12 protein-coding genes are annotated in these 17,668 nt (G+C 66.2%); 1 reads left to right on the top strand and 11 read right to left on the bottom strand.

The genetic code is table 11. From position 1 onward, the window contains the following. Positions 1 to 40: 40 nt before the first annotated feature. Positions 41 to 766, top strand: coding sequence for a response regulator transcription factor (locus tag ABZ826_RS03295; RefSeq protein ID WP_361441408.1), 726 nt, complete (start codon positions 41 to 43; stop codon positions 764 to 766). Positions 767 to 867: 101 nt separating this feature from the next. On the opposite strand, the gene tuf is transcribed toward ABZ826_RS03295, so the two are convergent. The 11 genes from tuf to ABZ826_RS03240 form a co-directional block, all read right to left on the bottom strand. Next, entirely contained in the window at positions 868 to 2,061 is a 1,194-nt protein-coding gene (gene tuf, locus ABZ826_RS03290; RefSeq protein ID WP_351078042.1) for an elongation factor Tu, read from the bottom strand. A gap of 161 nt (positions 2,062 to 2,222) precedes the next feature. Further along, positions 2,223 to 4,349: an elongation factor G gene (gene fusA, locus ABZ826_RS03285; protein WP_361441405.1), complete on the bottom strand. Its 2,127-nt coding sequence runs from the start codon at positions 4,347 to 4,349 to the stop codon at positions 2,223 to 2,225. A 38-nt stretch (positions 4,350 to 4,387) separates the two neighbouring features. Beyond that, on the bottom strand, positions 4,388 to 4,858 hold the full coding sequence (gene rpsG, locus ABZ826_RS03280) for a 30S ribosomal protein S7 (RefSeq protein ID WP_093897234.1): 471 nt from the start codon (positions 4,856 to 4,858) through the stop codon (positions 4,388 to 4,390). Between the two features lie 2 nt (positions 4,859 to 4,860). After that, positions 4,861 to 5,232: a 30S ribosomal protein S12 gene (gene rpsL / locus ABZ826_RS03275; RefSeq protein WP_003948652.1), complete on the bottom strand. Its 372-nt coding sequence runs from the start codon at positions 5,230 to 5,232 to the stop codon at positions 4,861 to 4,863. Between the two features lie 264 nt (positions 5,233 to 5,496). Beyond that, on the bottom strand, positions 5,497 to 6,030 hold the full coding sequence (locus ABZ826_RS03270) for a DUF1707 and DUF4190 domain-containing protein (RefSeq protein WP_361441807.1): 534 nt from the start codon (positions 6,028 to 6,030) through the stop codon (positions 5,497 to 5,499). Between the two features lie 135 nt (positions 6,031 to 6,165). Further along, entirely contained in the window at positions 6,166 to 10,065 is a 3,900-nt protein-coding gene (locus ABZ826_RS03265) for a DNA-directed RNA polymerase subunit beta' (RefSeq protein ID WP_361441401.1), read from the bottom strand. A 129-nt stretch (positions 10,066 to 10,194) separates the two neighbouring features. Next, positions 10,195 to 13,680 (bottom strand): DNA-directed RNA polymerase subunit beta, encoded by a 3,486-nt coding sequence (gene rpoB / locus ABZ826_RS03260; RefSeq protein ID WP_361441398.1) that lies wholly within the window; start codon positions 13,678 to 13,680, stop codon positions 10,195 to 10,197. Between the two features lie 599 nt (positions 13,681 to 14,279). Continuing rightward, positions 14,280 to 14,663 carry a 50S ribosomal protein L7/L12 gene (gene rplL, locus ABZ826_RS03255; protein WP_093897231.1) on the bottom strand — a complete coding sequence of 128 codons (384 nt, stop codon included), beginning with the start codon at positions 14,661 to 14,663 and terminating at the stop codon, positions 14,280 to 14,282. A 111-nt stretch (positions 14,664 to 14,774) separates the two neighbouring features. Beyond that, entirely contained in the window at positions 14,775 to 15,305 is a 531-nt protein-coding gene (gene rplJ, locus ABZ826_RS03250) for a 50S ribosomal protein L10 (RefSeq protein ID WP_266358738.1), read from the bottom strand. A gap of 287 nt (positions 15,306 to 15,592) precedes the next feature. Beyond that, the gene (locus tag ABZ826_RS03245) at positions 15,593 to 16,474 is read right to left on the bottom strand and encodes a DUF1396 domain-containing protein (RefSeq protein WP_361441394.1); all 882 of its coding nucleotides are present in this window, start codon (positions 16,472 to 16,474) and stop codon (positions 15,593 to 15,595) included. Between the two features lie 180 nt (positions 16,475 to 16,654). Next, entirely contained in the window at positions 16,655 to 17,554 is a 900-nt protein-coding gene (locus tag ABZ826_RS03240; protein ID WP_361441391.1) for a hypothetical protein, read from the bottom strand. Positions 17,555 to 17,668 lie beyond the last annotated feature (114 nt).

The raw sequence follows: 17,668 nt of genomic DNA, 5'->3' as shown, positions 1-17,668 counted from the left end.
CTCAGGTGGGCGCATGCCGAAGGACCGCGGCTGACATCCTTTGATCACGATCAAGGCGCTGATCGCCGAGGACATGACGGTCGTACGGGAGGGACTCGTCGCCGTGCTGGGGCGCGAGCCCGGCATCGACGTCGTGGCCCAGGCCGCCCACGGCGACGAGGTGTTCCCGGCCGCTCTGGCCACCCGGCCCGATGCGGCGGTGCTGGACGTGGCCATGCCCGGTCAGGACGGCGTCACCACCGCCCGTGAACTCACCGAACGGCTGACTTCGTGCCGCACGCTCGTCCTGACCGTGCTCGACCGGCCAGGACACCTGCGAGCAGCCCGGGAAGCGGGCGCAGCCGGTTACCTGCTGAAGTCGGCCTCGGCCAGGCAAGTGGTGGCCGCGATCCGCACGGTGGCGGCGGGCGGCACGGTCTACGACTCCGGTCTGCTCGCCGAGGAGCGCAGCGCCGGCGCCTCCCCGCTCACCCCGCGCGAGACCGAGATCCTCCGCCTGGCCGCCCAGGGCATGGGCGCCGCCGAGACGGCGGCCGAACTGTTCCTCTCCGTTCGCACCGTCCGCAACCACCTCTCCCTCGCCGCCCGCGCCGCCGCGCTCGGCGGAACCGCGACCGCCGAGCGGCCGTCACCGGGACACTTTCGTCTGCTGGTCCGGCTGCCACTGCCGAGCGGCAGCCGCACCACGGTCCGAATCCGACACCCGCAGACGCCGCGGGGCCTCGCACCTCAACGCGACACCGTGGGCCGACGCGGGCCCGCGTGACGTCGGACACATGCCGAAGGGCCCCGGTCCACCACTTGCGCGGTGGGCAGGGGCCCTTCTTGGTGCTCTGTGCGGAGCAACCAGGTCAGACAGTCAGGTGATTACTTGACGATCTTGGTGACCTGGCCGGCGCCCACGGTCCGGCCACCCTCACGGATGGCGAACTTCAGGCCCTCTTCCATGGCGACCGGCTGGATCAGCGCGACGTTCATGACGGTGTTGTCGCCCGGCATGACCATCTCGGTGCCCTCGGGAAGGGTCACAACGCCCGTCACGTCCGTGGTACGGAAGTAGAACTGCGGGCGGTAGTTGTTGAAGAACGGGGTGTGACGGCCACCCTCGTCCTTCGACAGGATGTAGGCCTGGGCCTCGAACTCGGTGTGCGGCGTGACCGAACCGGGCTTGATGATGACCTGGCCGCGCTCGACGTCCTCGCGCTTGATGCCACGGAGGAGCAGACCGACGTTCTCACCGGCCTGGCCCTCGTCGAGCAGCTTGCGGAACATCTCGATGCCGGTGACCGTGGTGGTGGTCTTCTCGGTCTTGATACCGACGATGTCGACGGTCTCGTTGACCTTCAGGACACCACGCTCGATACGACCGGTGACGACGGTGCCACGACCGGTGATCGTGAAGACGTCCTCGATCGGCATCAGGAACGGCTTGTCGACGTCACGCTCGGGCTGCGGGATCGCCTCGTCGACGGCCTTCATCAGGTCGAGGACGGACTGGCCCCACTCCTTGTCGCCCTCAAGGGCCTTGAGCGCCGAGACCTTGACGACCGGAACGTCGTCGCCCGGGAACTCGTACTCGGAGAGGAGCTCACGGACCTCGAGCTCGACGAGCTCCAGGATCTCCTCGTCGTCCACCATGTCGGCCTTGTTCAGGGCGACGACGATGTACGGAACGCCGACCTGGCGGGCCAGGAGCACGTGCTCCTTGGTCTGCGGCATCGGGCCGTCGGTGGCGGCGACCACGAGGATGGCGCCGTCCATCTGCGCCGCACCCGTGATCATGTTCTTGATGTAGTCGGCGTGACCCGGGCAGTCGACGTGCGCGTAGTGACGCGACTCCGTCTGGTACTCGACGTGCGCGATCGAGATGGTGATACCGCGCTGGCGCTCCTCGGGAGCCTTGTCGATCTGGTCGAAGGCCGAGGCCTCGTTCAGGTCCGGGTACGCGTCGTGCAGCACCTTGGTAATGGCGGCCGTGAGGGTCGTCTTACCGTGGTCGATGTGACCGATGGTGCCGATGTTGACGTGCGGCTTAGTCCGCTCGAACTTCGCCTTCGCCACTGGGTCCTCCTGTGGAGTGGTTCTGTACGCCTTGCTTCATCGGCGCCAGGTGATCTTTGCTGGGATGCCGGGGCCGGGGGGCATTCACCACATTGCTTGCGCTCTGCGACGAATGCCCCACCAGACTCCGGTGACAAGCCTAAAGCGTGAGCTCGGGAGAGTTACTCGCCCTTGGCCTTCGCGATGATCTCCTCGGCGACGTTCCGCGGAACCTCGGCGTAGGAGTCGAACTGCATCGAGTAGCTTGCGCGACCCGAGGTCTTGCTGCGGAGGTCTCCGACGTAGCCGAACATCTCCGAAAGGGGCACGAGGCCCTTCACGACGCGAGCGCCGCTGCGCTCCTCCATGGCCTGGATCTGGCCACGGCGGGAGTTGATGTCACCGATGACATCGCCCATGTAGTCCTCGGGCGTGGTCACCTCGATGGCCATCATCGGCTCAAGGAGCACGGGGGACGCCTTGCGGGCACCCTCCTTGAACGCCTGCGAACCGGCGATCTTGAACGCCAGCTCGGAGGAGTCGACCTCGTGGTAGCCACCGTCGAGAAGGATGACGCGGACGCCCACCATCTCGTAGCCGGCCAGGATGCCGAACTGCATGGCTTCCTGAGCACCCGCGTCCACCGAGGGGATGTACTCACGGGGGATGCGGCCACCGGTGACCTTGTTGACGAACTCGTACGAGGTCTCGCCGCTCTCGATGGGCTCGATCGCGATCTGCACCTTGGCGAACTGACCGGTACCACCGGTCTGCTTCTTGTGGGTGTAGTCGATGCGCTCGACGGCCTTGCGGATCGTCTCGCGGTACGCGACCTGGGGCTTGCCGACGTTGGCCTCGACGCGGAACTCGCGCTTCATGCGGTCGACGAGCACCTCGAGGTGGAGCTCGCCCATACCACCGATGATGGTCTGGCCGGTCTCCTCGTCCGAGTGGACCTGGAAGGAGGGGTCCTCCTCCGAGAGCCGCTGGATGGCGACACCCAGCTTCTCCTGGTCACCCTTGGACTTGGGCTCGATGGCGACCTGGATGACCGGCGCCGGGAAGTCCATGGACTCCAGGATCACCGGGTTCTTGTCGTCGCACAGCGTCTCACCGGTGGTGGTCTGCTTCAGGCCCATGACGGCGATGATGTCGCCCGCGCCCACCGACTCGATCTCCTCACGCTTGTTCGCGTGCATGCGGTAGATCTTGCCGATGCGCTCCTTCTTGCCCTTGACGGAGTTCAGAACCGCGGTGCCGGACTCCAGGCGACCCGAGTAGACCCGGACGAAGGTGAGCTTGCCGAGGTGCGGGTCGCTCATGATCTTGAACGCGAGGGCCGCGAGCGGCTCGTCCTCGGACGGCTTGCGCTTGACGACCTCCTCCGGGTCCTTGACGCTGTGGCCCTCGATGGCCTCGACGTCCAGAGGGGAGGGGAGGTAGCGCACGACGGCGTCGAGCAGGGGCTGGACGCCCTTGTTCTTGAACGCGGTGCCGCAGAACACGGGGGTGACGGTCGTCTCGCCGCCCTTGCCCGAGTTGATGGTGATGCGACGGATGCCCTCGTAGAGCTGCTCCGCGGAAGGCTCTTCGCCCTCCAGGTAGAGCTCCATGAGCGTCTCGTCGTTCTCCGCGGCGGCCTCGAGGAGCTTGGCGCGCCATTCGTCGGCAGCCTCGACCAGGTTGGCCGGGATGTCGACGATGTCGTACGCCTCGCCCTTGGTCGCCTCGGCGGGGTAGACGAACGCCTTCATCGTCACGAGGTCGACGACGCCGGTGAAGTCGGCCTCGGCACCGATGGGGAGCTGCATCACGATCGGGGTCGCGCCGAGGCGGTCCGTGATCATGGTGACGCAGCGGAAGAAGTCGGCACCGGTGCGGTCGAGCTTGTTGACGAAGCAGATACGCGGCACGCCGTAGCGGTCCGCCTGACGCCAGACGGTCTCGGACTGCGGCTCGACGCCCGCCACACCGTCGAACACGGTGACGGCGCCGTCGAGGACGCGGAGCGAACGCTCCACCTCGACGGTGAAGTCGACGTGACCCGGGGTGTCGATGATGTTGATGGTGTGGTCAACATCATTGAGCGGCCAGTGGCAGGTCGTCGCGGCAGACGTGATCGTGATGCCGCGCTCCTGCTCCTGCTCCATCCAGTCCATCGTGGCAGCGCCGTCGTGGACTTCACCGATCTTGTACGAAACGCCGGTGTAGAAGAGGATCCGCTCGGTGGTGGTCGTCTTGCCCGCGTCGATGTGGGCCATGATCCCGATGTTGCGGACCTTGGCCAGGTCAAGCGAAGTGGTGGCCATAAGGCTCAATCTTCTCTCGGTCTCGATGTGGGTAGCGACTACCAGCGGTAGTGCGCGAAGGCCTTGTTGGACTCGGCCATCTTGTGGGTGTCCTCACGCTTCTTGACGGCAGCGCCAAGACCGTTGGAGGCGTCGAGCAGCTCGTTCATGAGGCGCTCGGTCATGGTCTTCTCGCGGCGGGCGCGGGAGTAACCCACGAGCCAGCGCAGCGCGAGGGTGGAGGCGCGACCGGGCTTGACCTCGATCGGCACCTGGTAGGTGGCGCCACCGACACGGCGGGACTTGACCTCGAGCGAGGGCTTGACGTTCTCAAGCGCGCGCTTCAGCGTGATGACCGGGTCGTTGCCGGTCTTCTCGCGGAGGCCTTCCATGGCGCCGTACACGATCCGCTCGGCGGTGGAGCGCTTGCCGTTGAGCAGGATCTTGTTGATCAGCGAGGTGACAAGAGGAGAACCGTAGACCGGGTCGATGATGACCGGGCGCTTCGGGGCGGGGCCCTTACGAGGCATTCTTACTTCTCCTTCTTGGCGCCGTAGCGGCTGCGGGCCTGCTTGCGGTTCTTGACACCCTGGGTGTCAAGGGAGCCGCGGATGATCTTGTAACGAACACCCGGCAGGTCCTTCACACGGCCACCACGCACGAGCACGATGGAGTGCTCCTGCAGGTTGTGCCCCTCACCCGGGATGTAGGCCGTGACCTCGATACCGGAGGTCAGACGCACACGCGCGACCTTACGGAGTGCCGAGTTCGGCTTCTTCGGGGTGGTCGTGAACACACGCGTGCAGACGCCACGACGCTGGGGCGAACCCTCGAGTGCGGGCGTCTTGTTCTTCTCGACCTTGTCCTGCCGGCCCTTCCGGACCAGCTGCTGGATCGTAGGCACTACTTCTCCGGTTTCTGTGTGCCGTTCGTGAAACTAACCTGGAACGTCACCGACCCACGCGGTCGGGTGTGTCGAATACTGCAGGCTCCTGCCGCAAGGCAGGAGGGGGTGCAGATTGCGGTGGCCGTTGACGGACTCGTCATGCGGTTGAAGACACGCACACGAGCCCAGGCACACCCCAGGCACAAGGTCTGAGCGTACCTACCTCGTCGACTCCGGTCAAAACAAATCCTGTCCACGCCGACACGCCGTGCGTCGGCGACCTCAGCGTGTGACGAGCACCGCTGCGACGAACCCTGCCAGGAGCAACGCCCAGCCGACGATCGACACCCAGCCCAGCACGAGCCCGGCGACCGCCAGGCCGTCCCCCTGCTCGTCGCCGCGGCGTATCTCCTTGCGCGCCATGTGCCCGAGAACCACCGCGGGCACGCCCGTGACCAAGGTCACCGGAGCCAGTACGCCGAACATCAGCGCACCCTTGGCCTTGCCGTTCGTCCTGGGCTGCGGCGCGGACAGAAAAGTCGCCGGCACCGCGGCGCCGGAATACCCGGCGGGTGCGGGCTGGGCGAACGCGGGACCCTGCGGCAGGTCTCCGACGAGAAGGGTCAACTCCCCCACCGTACGGGCCGCGTGGGCCCGCGCAACCCGCTTCTCCAACTCGTCGCTCTCAAGACGCCCCTCCGCGAATCCGGCCCGCAGCACATCGACAGCGCGCTCGCGCTCCGCGTGCGAGGCCAGCATCGACGGGCTCTGCGCGGACAGCCGGTCGGGCTGCCTTGACGGATACGACACAAGCATCTCCCCCGGACGGTCGAAATCCCCCATGCTCCGTCACCCCTGCGTGACGGGATCGACTTTACGCCTGCCTGCACACGCCGGAGGGCGACCACCCCGTGCATACGGGATGGCCGCCCTCCGGTTCAGGCGACTCGCTTACTGGTTGTACGGACCGTAGTCGTAGTCCTCCAGCGGAACGGCCTGGCCGGAGCCCGTACCGAACGGCGAGTAGTCGATGTCGTCGTAGCCGACGGCCGAGTACATCGCGGCCTTGGCCTCCTCGGTCGGCTCGACCCGGATGTTGCGGTAGCGGGACAGGCCCGTACCGGCCGGGATGAGCTTACCGATGATGACGTTCTCCTTGAGGCCGATCAGGGAGTCCGACTTGGCGTTGATCGCCGCGTCGGTCAGAACCCTGGTCGTCTCCTGGAAGGACGCCGCCGACAGCCACGACTCGGTGGCGAGCGAGGCCTTGGTGATACCCATCAGCTGCGGACGGCCGGAGGCGGGGTGACCGCCCTCGGTGACCACACGACGGTTCTCGGTCTCGAACTTCGAGCGCTCGACGAGCTCGCCCGGCAGCAGCTCCGCGTCGCCGGACTCGATGATCGTCACACGGCGCAGCATCTGCCGGATGATGATCTCGATGTGCTTGTCGTGGATCGACACACCCTGCGAGTTGTAGACCTTCTGGACCTCGCCGACCAGGTGGACCTGGACCGCGCGCTGGCCGAGGATGCGCAGCACGTCGTGCGGGTTGGTGGCACCCACGGTGAGCTTCTGGCCCACCTCGACGTGGTCGCCCTCGCCCACCAGCAGACGGGCACGCTTCGAGATCGGGAACGCCGTCTCCTCGCTGCCGTCGTCCGGGGTGACAACGAGCTTCTTGGTCTTCTCGGTCTCCTCGATACGGACGCGGCCGGCCGCCTCCGAGATCGGGGCGACACCCTTGGGCGTACGGGCTTCGAAGAGCTCGACGACTCGGGGCAGACCCTGGGTGATGTCGTCACCGGCCACACCACCGGTGTGGAAGGTACGCATCGTCAGCTGGGTACCGGGCTCACCGATGGACTGGGCGGCGATGATGCCGACCGCCTCACCGATGTCGACCAGCTTGCCGGTGGCGAGCGAGCGTCCGTAGCAGAAGGCACAGGTGCCGACCGCGGACTCACAGGTCAGGACCGAACGGGTCTTGACCTCCTCGACGCCGGCGCCCACCAGGGCGTCGATCAGGACGTCACCGAGGTCGACGTTGGCAGGCGCGATGACCTTGCCGTCGACGACGACGTCCTCGGCGAGCATGCGGGCGTAGACCGAGGTCTCGACGTCCTCCGTCTTGCGGAGCACGCCGTCCGCACCCTTGACGGCGATCTTCAGCTTCAGGCCGCGGTCGGTGCCGCAGTCCTCCTCGCGAATGATCACGTCCTGCGAGACGTCCACCAGACGACGGGTCAGGTAACCCGAGTCGGCGGTACGCAGGGCGGTGTCCGCCAGACCCTTACGGGCACCGTGCGTGGAGATGAAGTACTCCAGAACGGTGAGGCCCTCACGGAAGGACGCCTTGATGGGACGCGGGATCGTCTCGTTCTTGGCGTTGGACACCAGACCACGCATACCGGCGATCTGACGCATCTGCATCATGTTTCCTCGGGCACCCGAGTCAACCATCATGAAGATGGGGTTCGTCTTGGGGAAGTTCGCGTTCATCGCCTCGGCGACCTCGTTGGTCGCCTTGGTCCAGATCGCGATGAGTTCCTGCGTGCGCTCGTCCTTGGTGATCAGACCGCGCTCGTACTGCTTCTGGACCTTCTCGTCCTGCGCCTCGTAGCCGGCGACGATCGCCTTCTTGGCCTCGGGGACCACGACGTCGGAGATGGCCACGGTGACACCGGAACGGGTCGCCCAGTAGAAGCCCGCCGCCTTCAGGTTGTCGAGCGTCGCCGCCACGATGACCTTGGGGTAGCGCTCGGCGAGGTCGTTGACGATCTCGGAGAGCTGCTTCTTGCCGACTGAGTAGTCGACGAACGGGTAGTCCTCGGGCAGCAGCTCGTTGAAGAGCGCGCGGCCCAGGGACGTACGCAGCCGGAACGTGTCGCCCTGCTGGTACTCCTGCTCGCCCTCCTCGGCGACCGGCGGCACCCAGCCGCGCGGCGGGATGGTGCCCACCGGGAAGCGGATGTCGACCTTCGCCTGGAGCGACAGCTCCCGGGCGTCGAAGGCCATGATCGCCTCGGCCGTGGAACCGAAGGAACGGCCCTGGCCGACGACCTTGCGCTCCTCCTCGTCCGTGGTGAGGAAGAACAGGCCCAGCACCATGTCCTGGGTCGGCATGGTGACGGGACGACCGTCGGCCGGCTTCAGGATGTTGTTCGAGGACAGCATCAGGATGCGGGCCTCGGCCTGCGCCTCCGCGGAGAGCGGCAGGTGCACGGCCATCTGGTCACCGTCGAAGTCCGCGTTGAACGCGGTGCAGACGAGCGGGTGGATCTGGATGGCCTTGCCCTCGACCAGCTGCGGCTCGAAGGCCTGGATGCCGAGGCGGTGCAGGGTCGGTGCACGGTTCAGCAGCACCGGGTGCTCGGCGATGACCTCTTCGAGGACGTCGTACACCACGGTGCGGCCGCGCTCGACCATGCGCTTGGCCGACTTGATGTTCTGCGCGTGGTTCAGGTCGACCAGGCGCTTCATCACGAACGGCTTGAAGAGCTCCAGCGCCATGGCCTTCGGCAGACCGCACTGGTGCAGCTTGAGCTGCGGGCCGACGACGATCACGGAACGCGCGGAGTAGTCCACACGCTTACCGAGAAGGTTCTGGCGGAATCGACCCTGCTTGCCCTTCAGCATGTCGCTGAGGGACTTGAGCGGGCGGTTGCCGGGACCGGTGACTGGGCGACCGCGGCGGCCGTTGTCGAACAGCGCGTCGACGGCCTCCTGCAGCATCCGCTTCTCGTTGTTCACGATGATCTCGGGGGCACCGAGGTCGAGAAGACGCTTGAGGCGGTTGTTGCGGTTGATCACACGGCGATACAGGTCGTTCAGGTCGGAGGTCGCGAAGCGGCCACCGTCCAACTGCACCATCGGACGCAGGTCCGGCGGGATGACCGGCACGCAGTCGAGCACCATGCCCTTGGGCTTGTTGCTGGTCTGCAGGAACGCGGAGACGACCTTGAGGCGCTTGAGCGCACGGGTCTTCTTCTGGCCCTTGCCGGTACGGATGATCTCGCGGAGGCGCTCGGCCTCCTCGTCGAGGTCGAACGACTCCAGGCGCTTCTGCAGAGCGGCGGCACCCATGCAGCCGTCGAAGTACGTGCCGAAGCGGTCACGCAGCTCGCGGTAGAGCAGCTCGTCGCCCTCCAGGTCCTGGACCTTGAGGTTCTTGAAGCGGCTCCACACCTCGTCGAGGCGGTCGATCTCGCGCTGCGCGCGGTCGCGCAGCTGCTTCATCTCACGCTCGGCACCCTCGCGCACCTTGCGGCGCACGTCGGCCTTGGCACCCTCGGCCTCCAGCTCGGCCAGGTCGGTCTCGAGCTTCTTGGCGCGGGCCTCCAGGTCGGCGTCGCGGCGGTTCTCGATCTGCTGACGCTCGACGGAGACGTGCGCCTCCAGCGAGGGCAGGTCGCGCGTGCGGCGCTCCTCGTCCACGAACGTGATCATGTACGCGGCGAAGTAGATGACCTTCTCAAGGTCCTTCGGCGCGAGGTCGAGCAGGTAGCCCAGACGCGACGGGACACCCTTGAAGTACCAGATGTGGGTGACGGGAGCGGCAAGCTCGATGTGGCCCATGCGCTCACGGCGCACCTTGGCGCGCGTGACCTCGACGCCACAGCGCTCACAGATGATGCCCTTGAAGCGGACACGCTTGTACTTGCCGCAGTAGCACTCCCAGTCCCGGGTCGGACCGAAGATCTTCTCGCAGAAGAGTCCGTCCTTTTCGGGCTTGAGCGTGCGGTAGTTGATGGTCTCCGGCTTCTTCACTTCGCCGTGCGACCAGGTCCGGATGTCGTCCGCGGTGGCAAGGCCGATCCGCAGCTCGTCGAAGAAGTTGACGTCGAGCACTTGTCGTCAATCCCTCTTTCGGGGGTTCGAGCCCCCTCGCGTCACGCGAGAAAATGGGGCACTTCAGCAATGGTCTGAACGGGTCCGGGGAGAGCCGGCCGGATCACGGGGATCCGGCCGGCCAACCCGTCAGACCTCTTCGACGCTGCTCGGCTCGCGCCGGGACAGGTCGATACCGAGCTCCTCCGCTGCGCGGAAGACGTCCTCGTCCGTGTCGCGCATCTCGATGGACATGCCGTCCGAGGACAGCACCTCCACGTTGAGGCAGAGCGACTGCATTTCCTTGATGAGCACCTTGAAGGACTCAGGGATGCCCGGCTCGGGGATGTTCTCGCCCTTGACGATGGCCTCGTAGACCTTGACGCGGCCGGTCACGTCGTCGGACTTGATCGTCAGGAGCTCCTGGAGGGCGTATGCGGCGCCGTAAGCCTCAAGGGCCCACACCTCCATCTCACCGAAGCGCTGACCACCGAACTGAGCCTTACCACCCAGCGGCTGCTGCGTGATCATGGAGTACGGGCCGGTCGAGCGCGCGTGGAGCTTGTCGTCGACCAGGTGGTGCAGCTTGAGGATGTACATGTACCCGACCGAGACCGGCTCCGGGAACGGCTCGCCGGAGCGGCCGTCGAACAGCTGGGCCTTGCCGGAGGGCTGCACCAGCCGGTCGCCGTCGCGGTTCGGGATCGTGGCCTCGAAGAGACCGGAGATCTCGTCCTCGCGCGCACCGTCGAAGACGGGGGTGGCGACGTTGGTGCCGGGGGCGACCTGGTCGGCGCCGATGGCCTGCAGGCGCTTGGCCCACTCGTCACCGAGGCCGGAGACGTCCCAGCCGCGGCTGGCGAGCCAGCCGAGGTGGATCTCCAGGACCTGTCCCGGGTTCATTCGGGACGGAACACCCAGCGGGTTGAGGATGATGTCGACCGGGGTGCCGTCCTCCAGGAACGGCATGTCCTCGATCGGGAGGATCTTCGAGATGACGCCCTTGTTGCCGTGACGGCCGGCGAGCTTGTCACCGTCGGTGATCTTGCGCTTCTGCGCGACGTAGACGCGGACCAGCTGGTTCACGCCCGGCGGCAGCTCGTCGCCCTCTTCGCGGTCGAAGACGCGGACGCCGATGACCTTGCCGATCTCACCGTGCGGCACCTTCAGCGAGGTGTCGCGCACCTCGCGCGCCTTCTCACCGAAGATCGCGCGGAGCAGGCGCTCCTCGGGGGTCAGCTCGGTCTCACCCTTGGGCGTGACCTTGCCGACGAGGATGTCACCGGCGACGACCTCGGCACCGATACGGATGATGCCGCGCTCGTCGAGGTCGGCGAGGACCTCTTCGGAGACGTTCGGGATGTCCCGGGTGATCTCCTCGGGGCCGAGCTTGGTGTCACGGGCGTCGACCTCGTGCTCCTCGATGTGGATCGAGGAGAGGACGTCGTCCTGCACGAGGCGCTGCGACAGGATGATCGCGTCCTCGTAGTTGTGACCCTCCCACGGCATGAACGCCACGAGCAGGTTCTTGCCGAGGGCCATCTCACCGTTCTCGGTGGCCGGACCGTCGGCGAGGACCTGGTCCGCGACGACCCGGTCGCCCTCGGAGACGACGACCTTCTGGTTGACCGAGGTGCCCTGGTTGGAGCGCATGAACTTGGCGATGCGGTACGTGGTGTACGTGCCGTCGTCGTTGGTCACGGTGATGTAGTCCGCGGAGACCTCCTGGACCACACCGTCCTTCTCGGCCTTGAGCACGTCACCGGCGTCGGTGGCGCAGCGGTACTCCATGCCGGTGCCGACCAGCGGCGCCTCGGACTTGATCAGCGGCACCGCCTGACGCATCATGTTCGCGCCCATGAGGGCACGGTTGGCGTCGTCGTGCTCCAGGAACGGGATCATCGCGGTGGCGACGGACACCATCTGGCGCGGCGAGACGTCCATGTAGTCGACGTCCGTGCCGGGCACGTAGTCGACCTCGCCACCACGGCGGCGGACCAGCACGCGGGACTCGGCGAACCGGAGCTCGTCGGTCAGCGGCGCGTTGGCCTGCGCGATGACGAAGCGGTCCTCCTCGTCGGCGGTCAGGTAGTCGACCTCGTCGGTGACCTGGCCCTCGACGACCTTGCGGTACGGCGTCTCGATGAAGCCGAACGCGTTGATGCGGCCGTACGAAGCCAGCGAACCGATCAGACCGATGTTCGGGCCTTCGGGCGTCTCGATCGGGCACATGCGGCCGTAGTGCGACGGGTGCACGTCACGGACCTCGAAGCCGGCCCGCTCACGGGAGAGACCACCCGGGCCCAGCGCGTTGAGACGACGCTTGTGCGTCAGGCCCGACAGCGGGTTGTTCTGGTCCATGAACTGGGACAGCTGGCTGGTGCCGAAGAACTCCTTGATGGAGGCGACGACCGGCCGGATGTTGATCAGGGTCTGGGGCGTGATCGCCTCGACGTCCTGAGTGGTCATGCGCTCGCGCACGACGCGCTCCATACGGGCGAGACCCGTACGGACCTGGTTCTGGATCAGCTCGCCGACGTTACGGATACGACGGTTGCCGAAGTGGTCGATGTCGTCGGTCTCGACCATGATCGAGCGACCGGACTCGCCGACCGTCTCGGTCTCCCCGGCGTGCAGCTTCACCAGGTACTTGATGGTGGCGATGACGTCGTCGGTGGTGAGCACCCCGGCGTCCAGCGGCTCGTTCGCGCCGAGCTTCTTGTTCACCTTGTAGCGGCCGACCTTCGCGAGGTCGTAACGCTTCGGGTTGAAGTAGAGGTTCTCCAGCAGCGTCTGGGCGGCCTCGCGCGTGGGCGGCTCGCCCGGACGCAGCTTGCGGTAGATGTCGAGCAGCGCGTCGTCCTGGCCCTGGGTGTGGTCCTTCTCCAGGGTGGCGCGCATGGACTCGTACTCGCCGAACTCCTCCAGGATCTGCTCGGTCGTCCAACCGAGAGCCTTGAGCAGAACGGTCACGGACTGCTTGCGCTTGCGGTCGATGCGCACACCGACCATGTCGCGCTTGTCGATCTCCATCTCCAGCCAGGCACCCCGGGACGGGATGATCTTGGCGGAGAAGATGTCCTTGTCGGACGTCTTGTCGATGGAGGAGTCGAAGTAGACACCGGGCGAACGGACGAGCTGCGACACCACGACACGCTCGGTGCCGTTGATGACGAAGGTGCCCTTGTTCGTCATGAGCGGGAAGTCGCCCATGAAGACCGTCTGAGACTTGATCTCACCGGTCTCATTGTTGGTGAACTCGGCCGTGACGAAGAGCGGGGCGGCGAACGTGAAGTCGCGCTCCTTGCACTCGTCGATCGAGTTCTTCGGGGGCTCGAAGCGGTGGTCGCGGAACGTAAGCGACATCGACCCGGAGAAGTCCTCGATCGGTGAAATCTCCTCGAAGATTTCCTCCAGGCCGGACTTGGTGGGGACGTCTTGTCCACTGTCCAGAGCAGCCTCGACGCGAGCCTTCCAGGCGGCATTGCCGAGGAGCCAGTCAAAGCTCTCGGTCTGCAGCGCGAGGAGGTTCGGAACCTCGAGGGGCTCCTTGATCTTTGCAAAGGAGATGCGCAGCGGGGCGGTGCTGGCACCGTTGTTCGTATTCGCGGTCGAGGCGTTGCGCGAGGCGGCCAAGAGGGGGTCCTTCCGAGGGCTCGGACTCACTACGCGCGTACCGGTCCCAAGCTGGACACGGAGACAGAAATCCCAGGTCAGAGACGTTCGGTCATCGATGCTCAAGCGTGGGCATGCCTCTGGTGACGGGCAGGAGGCAGCTAACAGGCAGCGCAAAGGGTCAGTGTAGCCAAACGGCACACTGATGTCCAGTCGGGGTTCTCAGAGACCCACGTAGCTCTCAACAGCTGTTCTCAACACCTATGACTAGCCCTTGCGCACGGTGCGCTCTTCTTTACTGCCCGCTTCGCCCCCGATCCATGCCTCGGATTCGGATCGATGTGACGACGCGTCCTGAGAATTGCGCGCCGCGTGCGGTTCGTCAAGGCCCCCCTGCCGGGACGAACGCCCCGAGGTCCTCACCCGGCCACCTCTCGGCGCCTGCCGGCCGGCCCCGCGAGGCAACGGCGATGATCACCATACTCGTCGCTGCGGGAAGAGCAAGGCAGCCGCCGCGGGTACGCCGAAGGGCGACCACCCGGATGGGTGATCGCCCTTCGTCGTTTGACGTCCGTACCGTGCGGCACGGGCAGTCAGGAGGAGTCAGCGGACTCCTTGAGTCACTTGACCTCGACGGAAGCGCCGGCGGCCTTGAGGGACTCGGCAGCCTTCTCGGCGGCCTCCTTGGCGACCTTCTCGAGGACCGGCTTCGGGGTGCCGTCGACGAGGTCCTTGGCCTCCTTCAGACCCAGCGAGGTCAGCTCACGCACGACCTTGATGACCTGGATCTTCTTCTCACCGGCGCCGGTGAGGATGACGTCGAACTCGTCCTGCTCCTCGACGGCCTCAGCGGCGGCACCGGGGGCACCCGGGGCGGCAACGGCGACCGCAGCGGCGGCGGTGACGTCGAACTTCTCCTCGAAGGCCTTCACGAACTCGGAGAGCTCGATGAGGGTCATCTCTTCGAACTGCGCGAGCAGGTCGTCCTGGGACAGCTTCGCCATGATGGCGTCCTTCCACTAATTCGGCAGGTGCCGGAGTTACATGTAGGCGGGCGTACGTTCGGCCCGCTGCGACCGTCGCCCTAAGGGGCGGCGATCATTGCGCGAGCCGAATTACTCGGCACCGCCCTGCTCGGCCTGCTTGGCACGAAGCGCCTCCGCGGTGCGGACGAACTTCGACGGGAGCGCCTGGAAGACCTGAGCAGCCTGAGTCTGCTTGCCCTTCATGGCGCCCGCCAGCTTGGCGAGCAGAACCTCGCGGGACTCGAGGTCCGCGAGCTTCTTGATCTCATCCGCGGTCAGTGCCTTACCGTCAAGGACACCGCCCTTGATGATGAGGTTGGGGTTGTCCTTGGCGAAGTCACGAAGACCCTTCGCCGACTCCACCGGGTCACCGGTGATGAAGGCAACCGCCGTCGGACCAGTGAACTGGTCGTCCAGCGAAGTGATCCCGGCCTCGTTGGCCGCAATCTTGGTCAGCGTGTTCTTCACCACGGCGTACTGGGCGTTCTCACCGAGCGAACGACGCAGCGTCTTGAGCTGCGCCACGGTGAGACCCCGGTACTCGGTCAGCACAGCGGCGTTCGAGCTGCGGAACTGGTCCGTCAGCTCGGCTACCGCGGCAGCCTTGTCGGGCCTTGCCATGAGCGTCGGCCTCCTTCCGGGTGATGAGGACCGCTCAGAAGGGACCGGGAAAGACGAAACGCCCCGGCGCAGGCGCCAGGGCGTAGCTCGACCGAACGAGGTCCGGGAGCTTTCCACAGTCACCTGCGCAGGTCGCCCGTACTCAACGGATCCTTCGGTCGCTGTTCCCTCTTGCGAGAGCACAGCAACGACCAGCGGTCTTTGGCTTCTGTAGGAGGCTACGCGACCGGGGTGGCGTCGAGCAAATCCGTCAGGAAGCGGACGACGCGTCCGGGTCGTACGAGGGCTCAGGCTCCGCCGTCGGCCCCCTTCATCATCTCGGCCAGGTCCATGGTCTCGGAGGCCGGCGGGGCCTTGACCGTGACCGGCTTGTTGAAGTCCACGAACGTGATGGTCAGGTCGAGCCGGCCCTTGTCGGTCGTGGACCGGGTGCGCAACTGCTTGGTGTGGTCGCTGCCGTCGATCCACATGTCCATCGAGAGCTTCTCGATGCCCATGTCCTCGTAATTCTTCAGTACCTGTGTACGTCGCTCGCGGGTCTCCGCGCCCTCGTCCGCGAGGGACGCACGCATGTCGGCCAGAGTGACCGTGCCGGTGTAGTGCGTCGTCCGGACGCCGTCCACGGTGGCCGGCCCGACCTTCTTGAGGTCCCTGGCGGCGCTCATCGAGGCGGACTCCTCCGCGGGATTGCGGTCGGCCTGACTGGACAGACCACCCAGCGGGTCCTGCCCCGTGGACTTCTTGAGCTCGGCCATGTCCAGCTTGAGCCAGGACTTGCCGTCCATCTCGGCGGCCGCTTCCGCGCCACCGTTGATGTACATGGCATCGCCGGTGAGCCGCAGTTCGACCTCGCCGGTCTCCCCCGCGGAACCGCCCTTCATGTGCATCTGCATGGCCGGCGGCTTCATGGACATCGCCGCGGTCCCCTCCATGGTCTGCCCCTGTACCTCGCCGCTCATCCGGTACGTGAGCGACGTGATCCGGCGGCTGTTGTCGGCGGCCTTCCGCACGGCCGCGGCAGGTGTCACCTCGACCGGCTTCTGCCCCGCCCGCTCGCCGGTTTCACCGACAGCGGCCGGGCCGCTCTTCTCTCCCGTACACGCCGCCGTTCCGCACAGCAGCACTCCGGCCAGAACAGCAACAGCGGTCCTTCGGTATCTCGAACGCATGATCCCCCCACGGGACGCCAAAATGTTAGTCAAGTCCCATGACCATATCGGCCGGCACTGACAGCGCGCAGTCAATAAACGTGGCAGACACAACGAACGGGCCCCGCACCTTCCTCTTCCGAGGTGCGGGGCCGTTCGTCGCGCCTGTCCGCGGGCGCGTAGAGCCGTCGGAGCGGCGGCTCAGGATGCTCCCGCGCCGCTCTCCTGCTGCTTCATGAGATCCGTGAAGTCGACCGTGTCACCGGCCGGGGGCTTCTCGACCGAGACCTTCGTGCCGTAGTCGCTGTAGTACACGGTCGAACTGAGCTCACCGGTCTTCATCTGGCCTCGCTCGGTCTTCTTGACCAGCAGATTGTTCTCGTCGACCCAGATGTCGACCGTCTCCGTGGTGATCCCGACGTCGCTCAGCTGCTTCTTCAGCTGGGCGATCTGGTCGGCGTCGAGCGCGGAGTTCTTCGCGGTCAGGCCGGCGACGTCGACGGTGCCGGAATAGTGCGTGGCGGAGACCCCGCGCACGTCCTCCTGGCCGACCTTCGTCACGTCACCGGAGGCCAGCAGGGACTTCACGCCCTGGTCGGGGGTGGTGTTCTGCATCTGCTGCTTCATCGCCTCGCCGGAGGCGCCCGCGATCTTGGCGAGGTCGGCGTAGCCATAGCTGATCCAGTGCTTGCCACCGGCCTGCCTGGCGAACGCGTCGCCCATGTTGACGACGTAGCCGTCCTTGAAATAGCGGGCCTGCAGGGTGCCCGTGCCACCGTTCTGCTTCATGACGTCCGCCGCGCTGCCGCCGGTGTACGTGATCTCCATGGCGCCGGTGAGACCGTCGGTCCAGTCGATGGTGCCGGTCTGCTTCATGGACATGGTGGTGCCCATCCGGGTGGTGCCCTCGACCTTCGCCGACTTCTCCCCGCCGGTCTTCGTCTGCACATCACGCAACGCGGCTATCGGGTCGGCCTTCACGACGCCGCCGCCGCGGCTGTCGCTCTTGCCGCTGTCCGACCCCCCGCAGGCCGCGACCGACGTAAGCGCCGCTGCCGCTGCCACCGACAGACACACGCGTCGCACGGTACTGGTCCTCATGTCAGCTTCCACCCCTCGTTCGGCTCAGTCGGTTCCTCACGCTAACGCACAGCTCCGACACAGCCATCGGTTCCGTACGAAGACGAGGACGGGCCCCGCACCTCGAAAGGTTGC

Origin of the sequence: Streptomyces sp. NPDC047515 (genome assembly GCF_040643055.1) — a bacterium.
GTDB lineage: Bacteria > Actinomycetota > Actinomycetes > Streptomycetales > Streptomycetaceae > Streptomyces.
Note: the sequence above shows the minus strand (reverse complement) of the source record. Positions and strands in the feature narration are given on the sequence as shown.

Excerpts from the sequence above, each read along its gene's own strand:
- ABZ826_RS03240 (WP_361441391.1), bottom strand. The coding sequence starts at position 17,554 with ATGAGGACCAGTACCGTGCGACGCGTGTGTCTGTCGGTGGCAGCGGCA.
- rplL (WP_093897231.1), bottom strand. The coding sequence starts at position 14,663 with ATGGCGAAGCTGTCCCAGGACGACCTGCTCGCGCAGTTCGAAGAGATG.
- rpsG (WP_093897234.1), bottom strand. The coding sequence starts at position 4,858 with ATGCCTCGTAAGGGCCCCGCCCCGAAGCGCCCGGTCATCATCGACCCG.
- rplJ (WP_266358738.1), bottom strand. The coding sequence starts at position 15,305 with ATGGCAAGGCCCGACAAGGCTGCCGCGGTAGCCGAGCTGACGGACCAG.
- ABZ826_RS03270 (WP_361441807.1), bottom strand. The coding sequence starts at position 6,030 with ATGCTTGTGTCGTATCCGTCAAGGCAGCCCGACCGGCTGTCCGCGCAG.
- fusA (WP_361441405.1), bottom strand. The coding sequence starts at position 4,349 with ATGGCCACCACTTCGCTTGACCTGGCCAAGGTCCGCAACATCGGGATC.
- ABZ826_RS03245 (WP_361441394.1), bottom strand. The coding sequence starts at position 16,474 with ATGCGTTCGAGATACCGAAGGACCGCTGTTGCTGTTCTGGCCGGAGTG.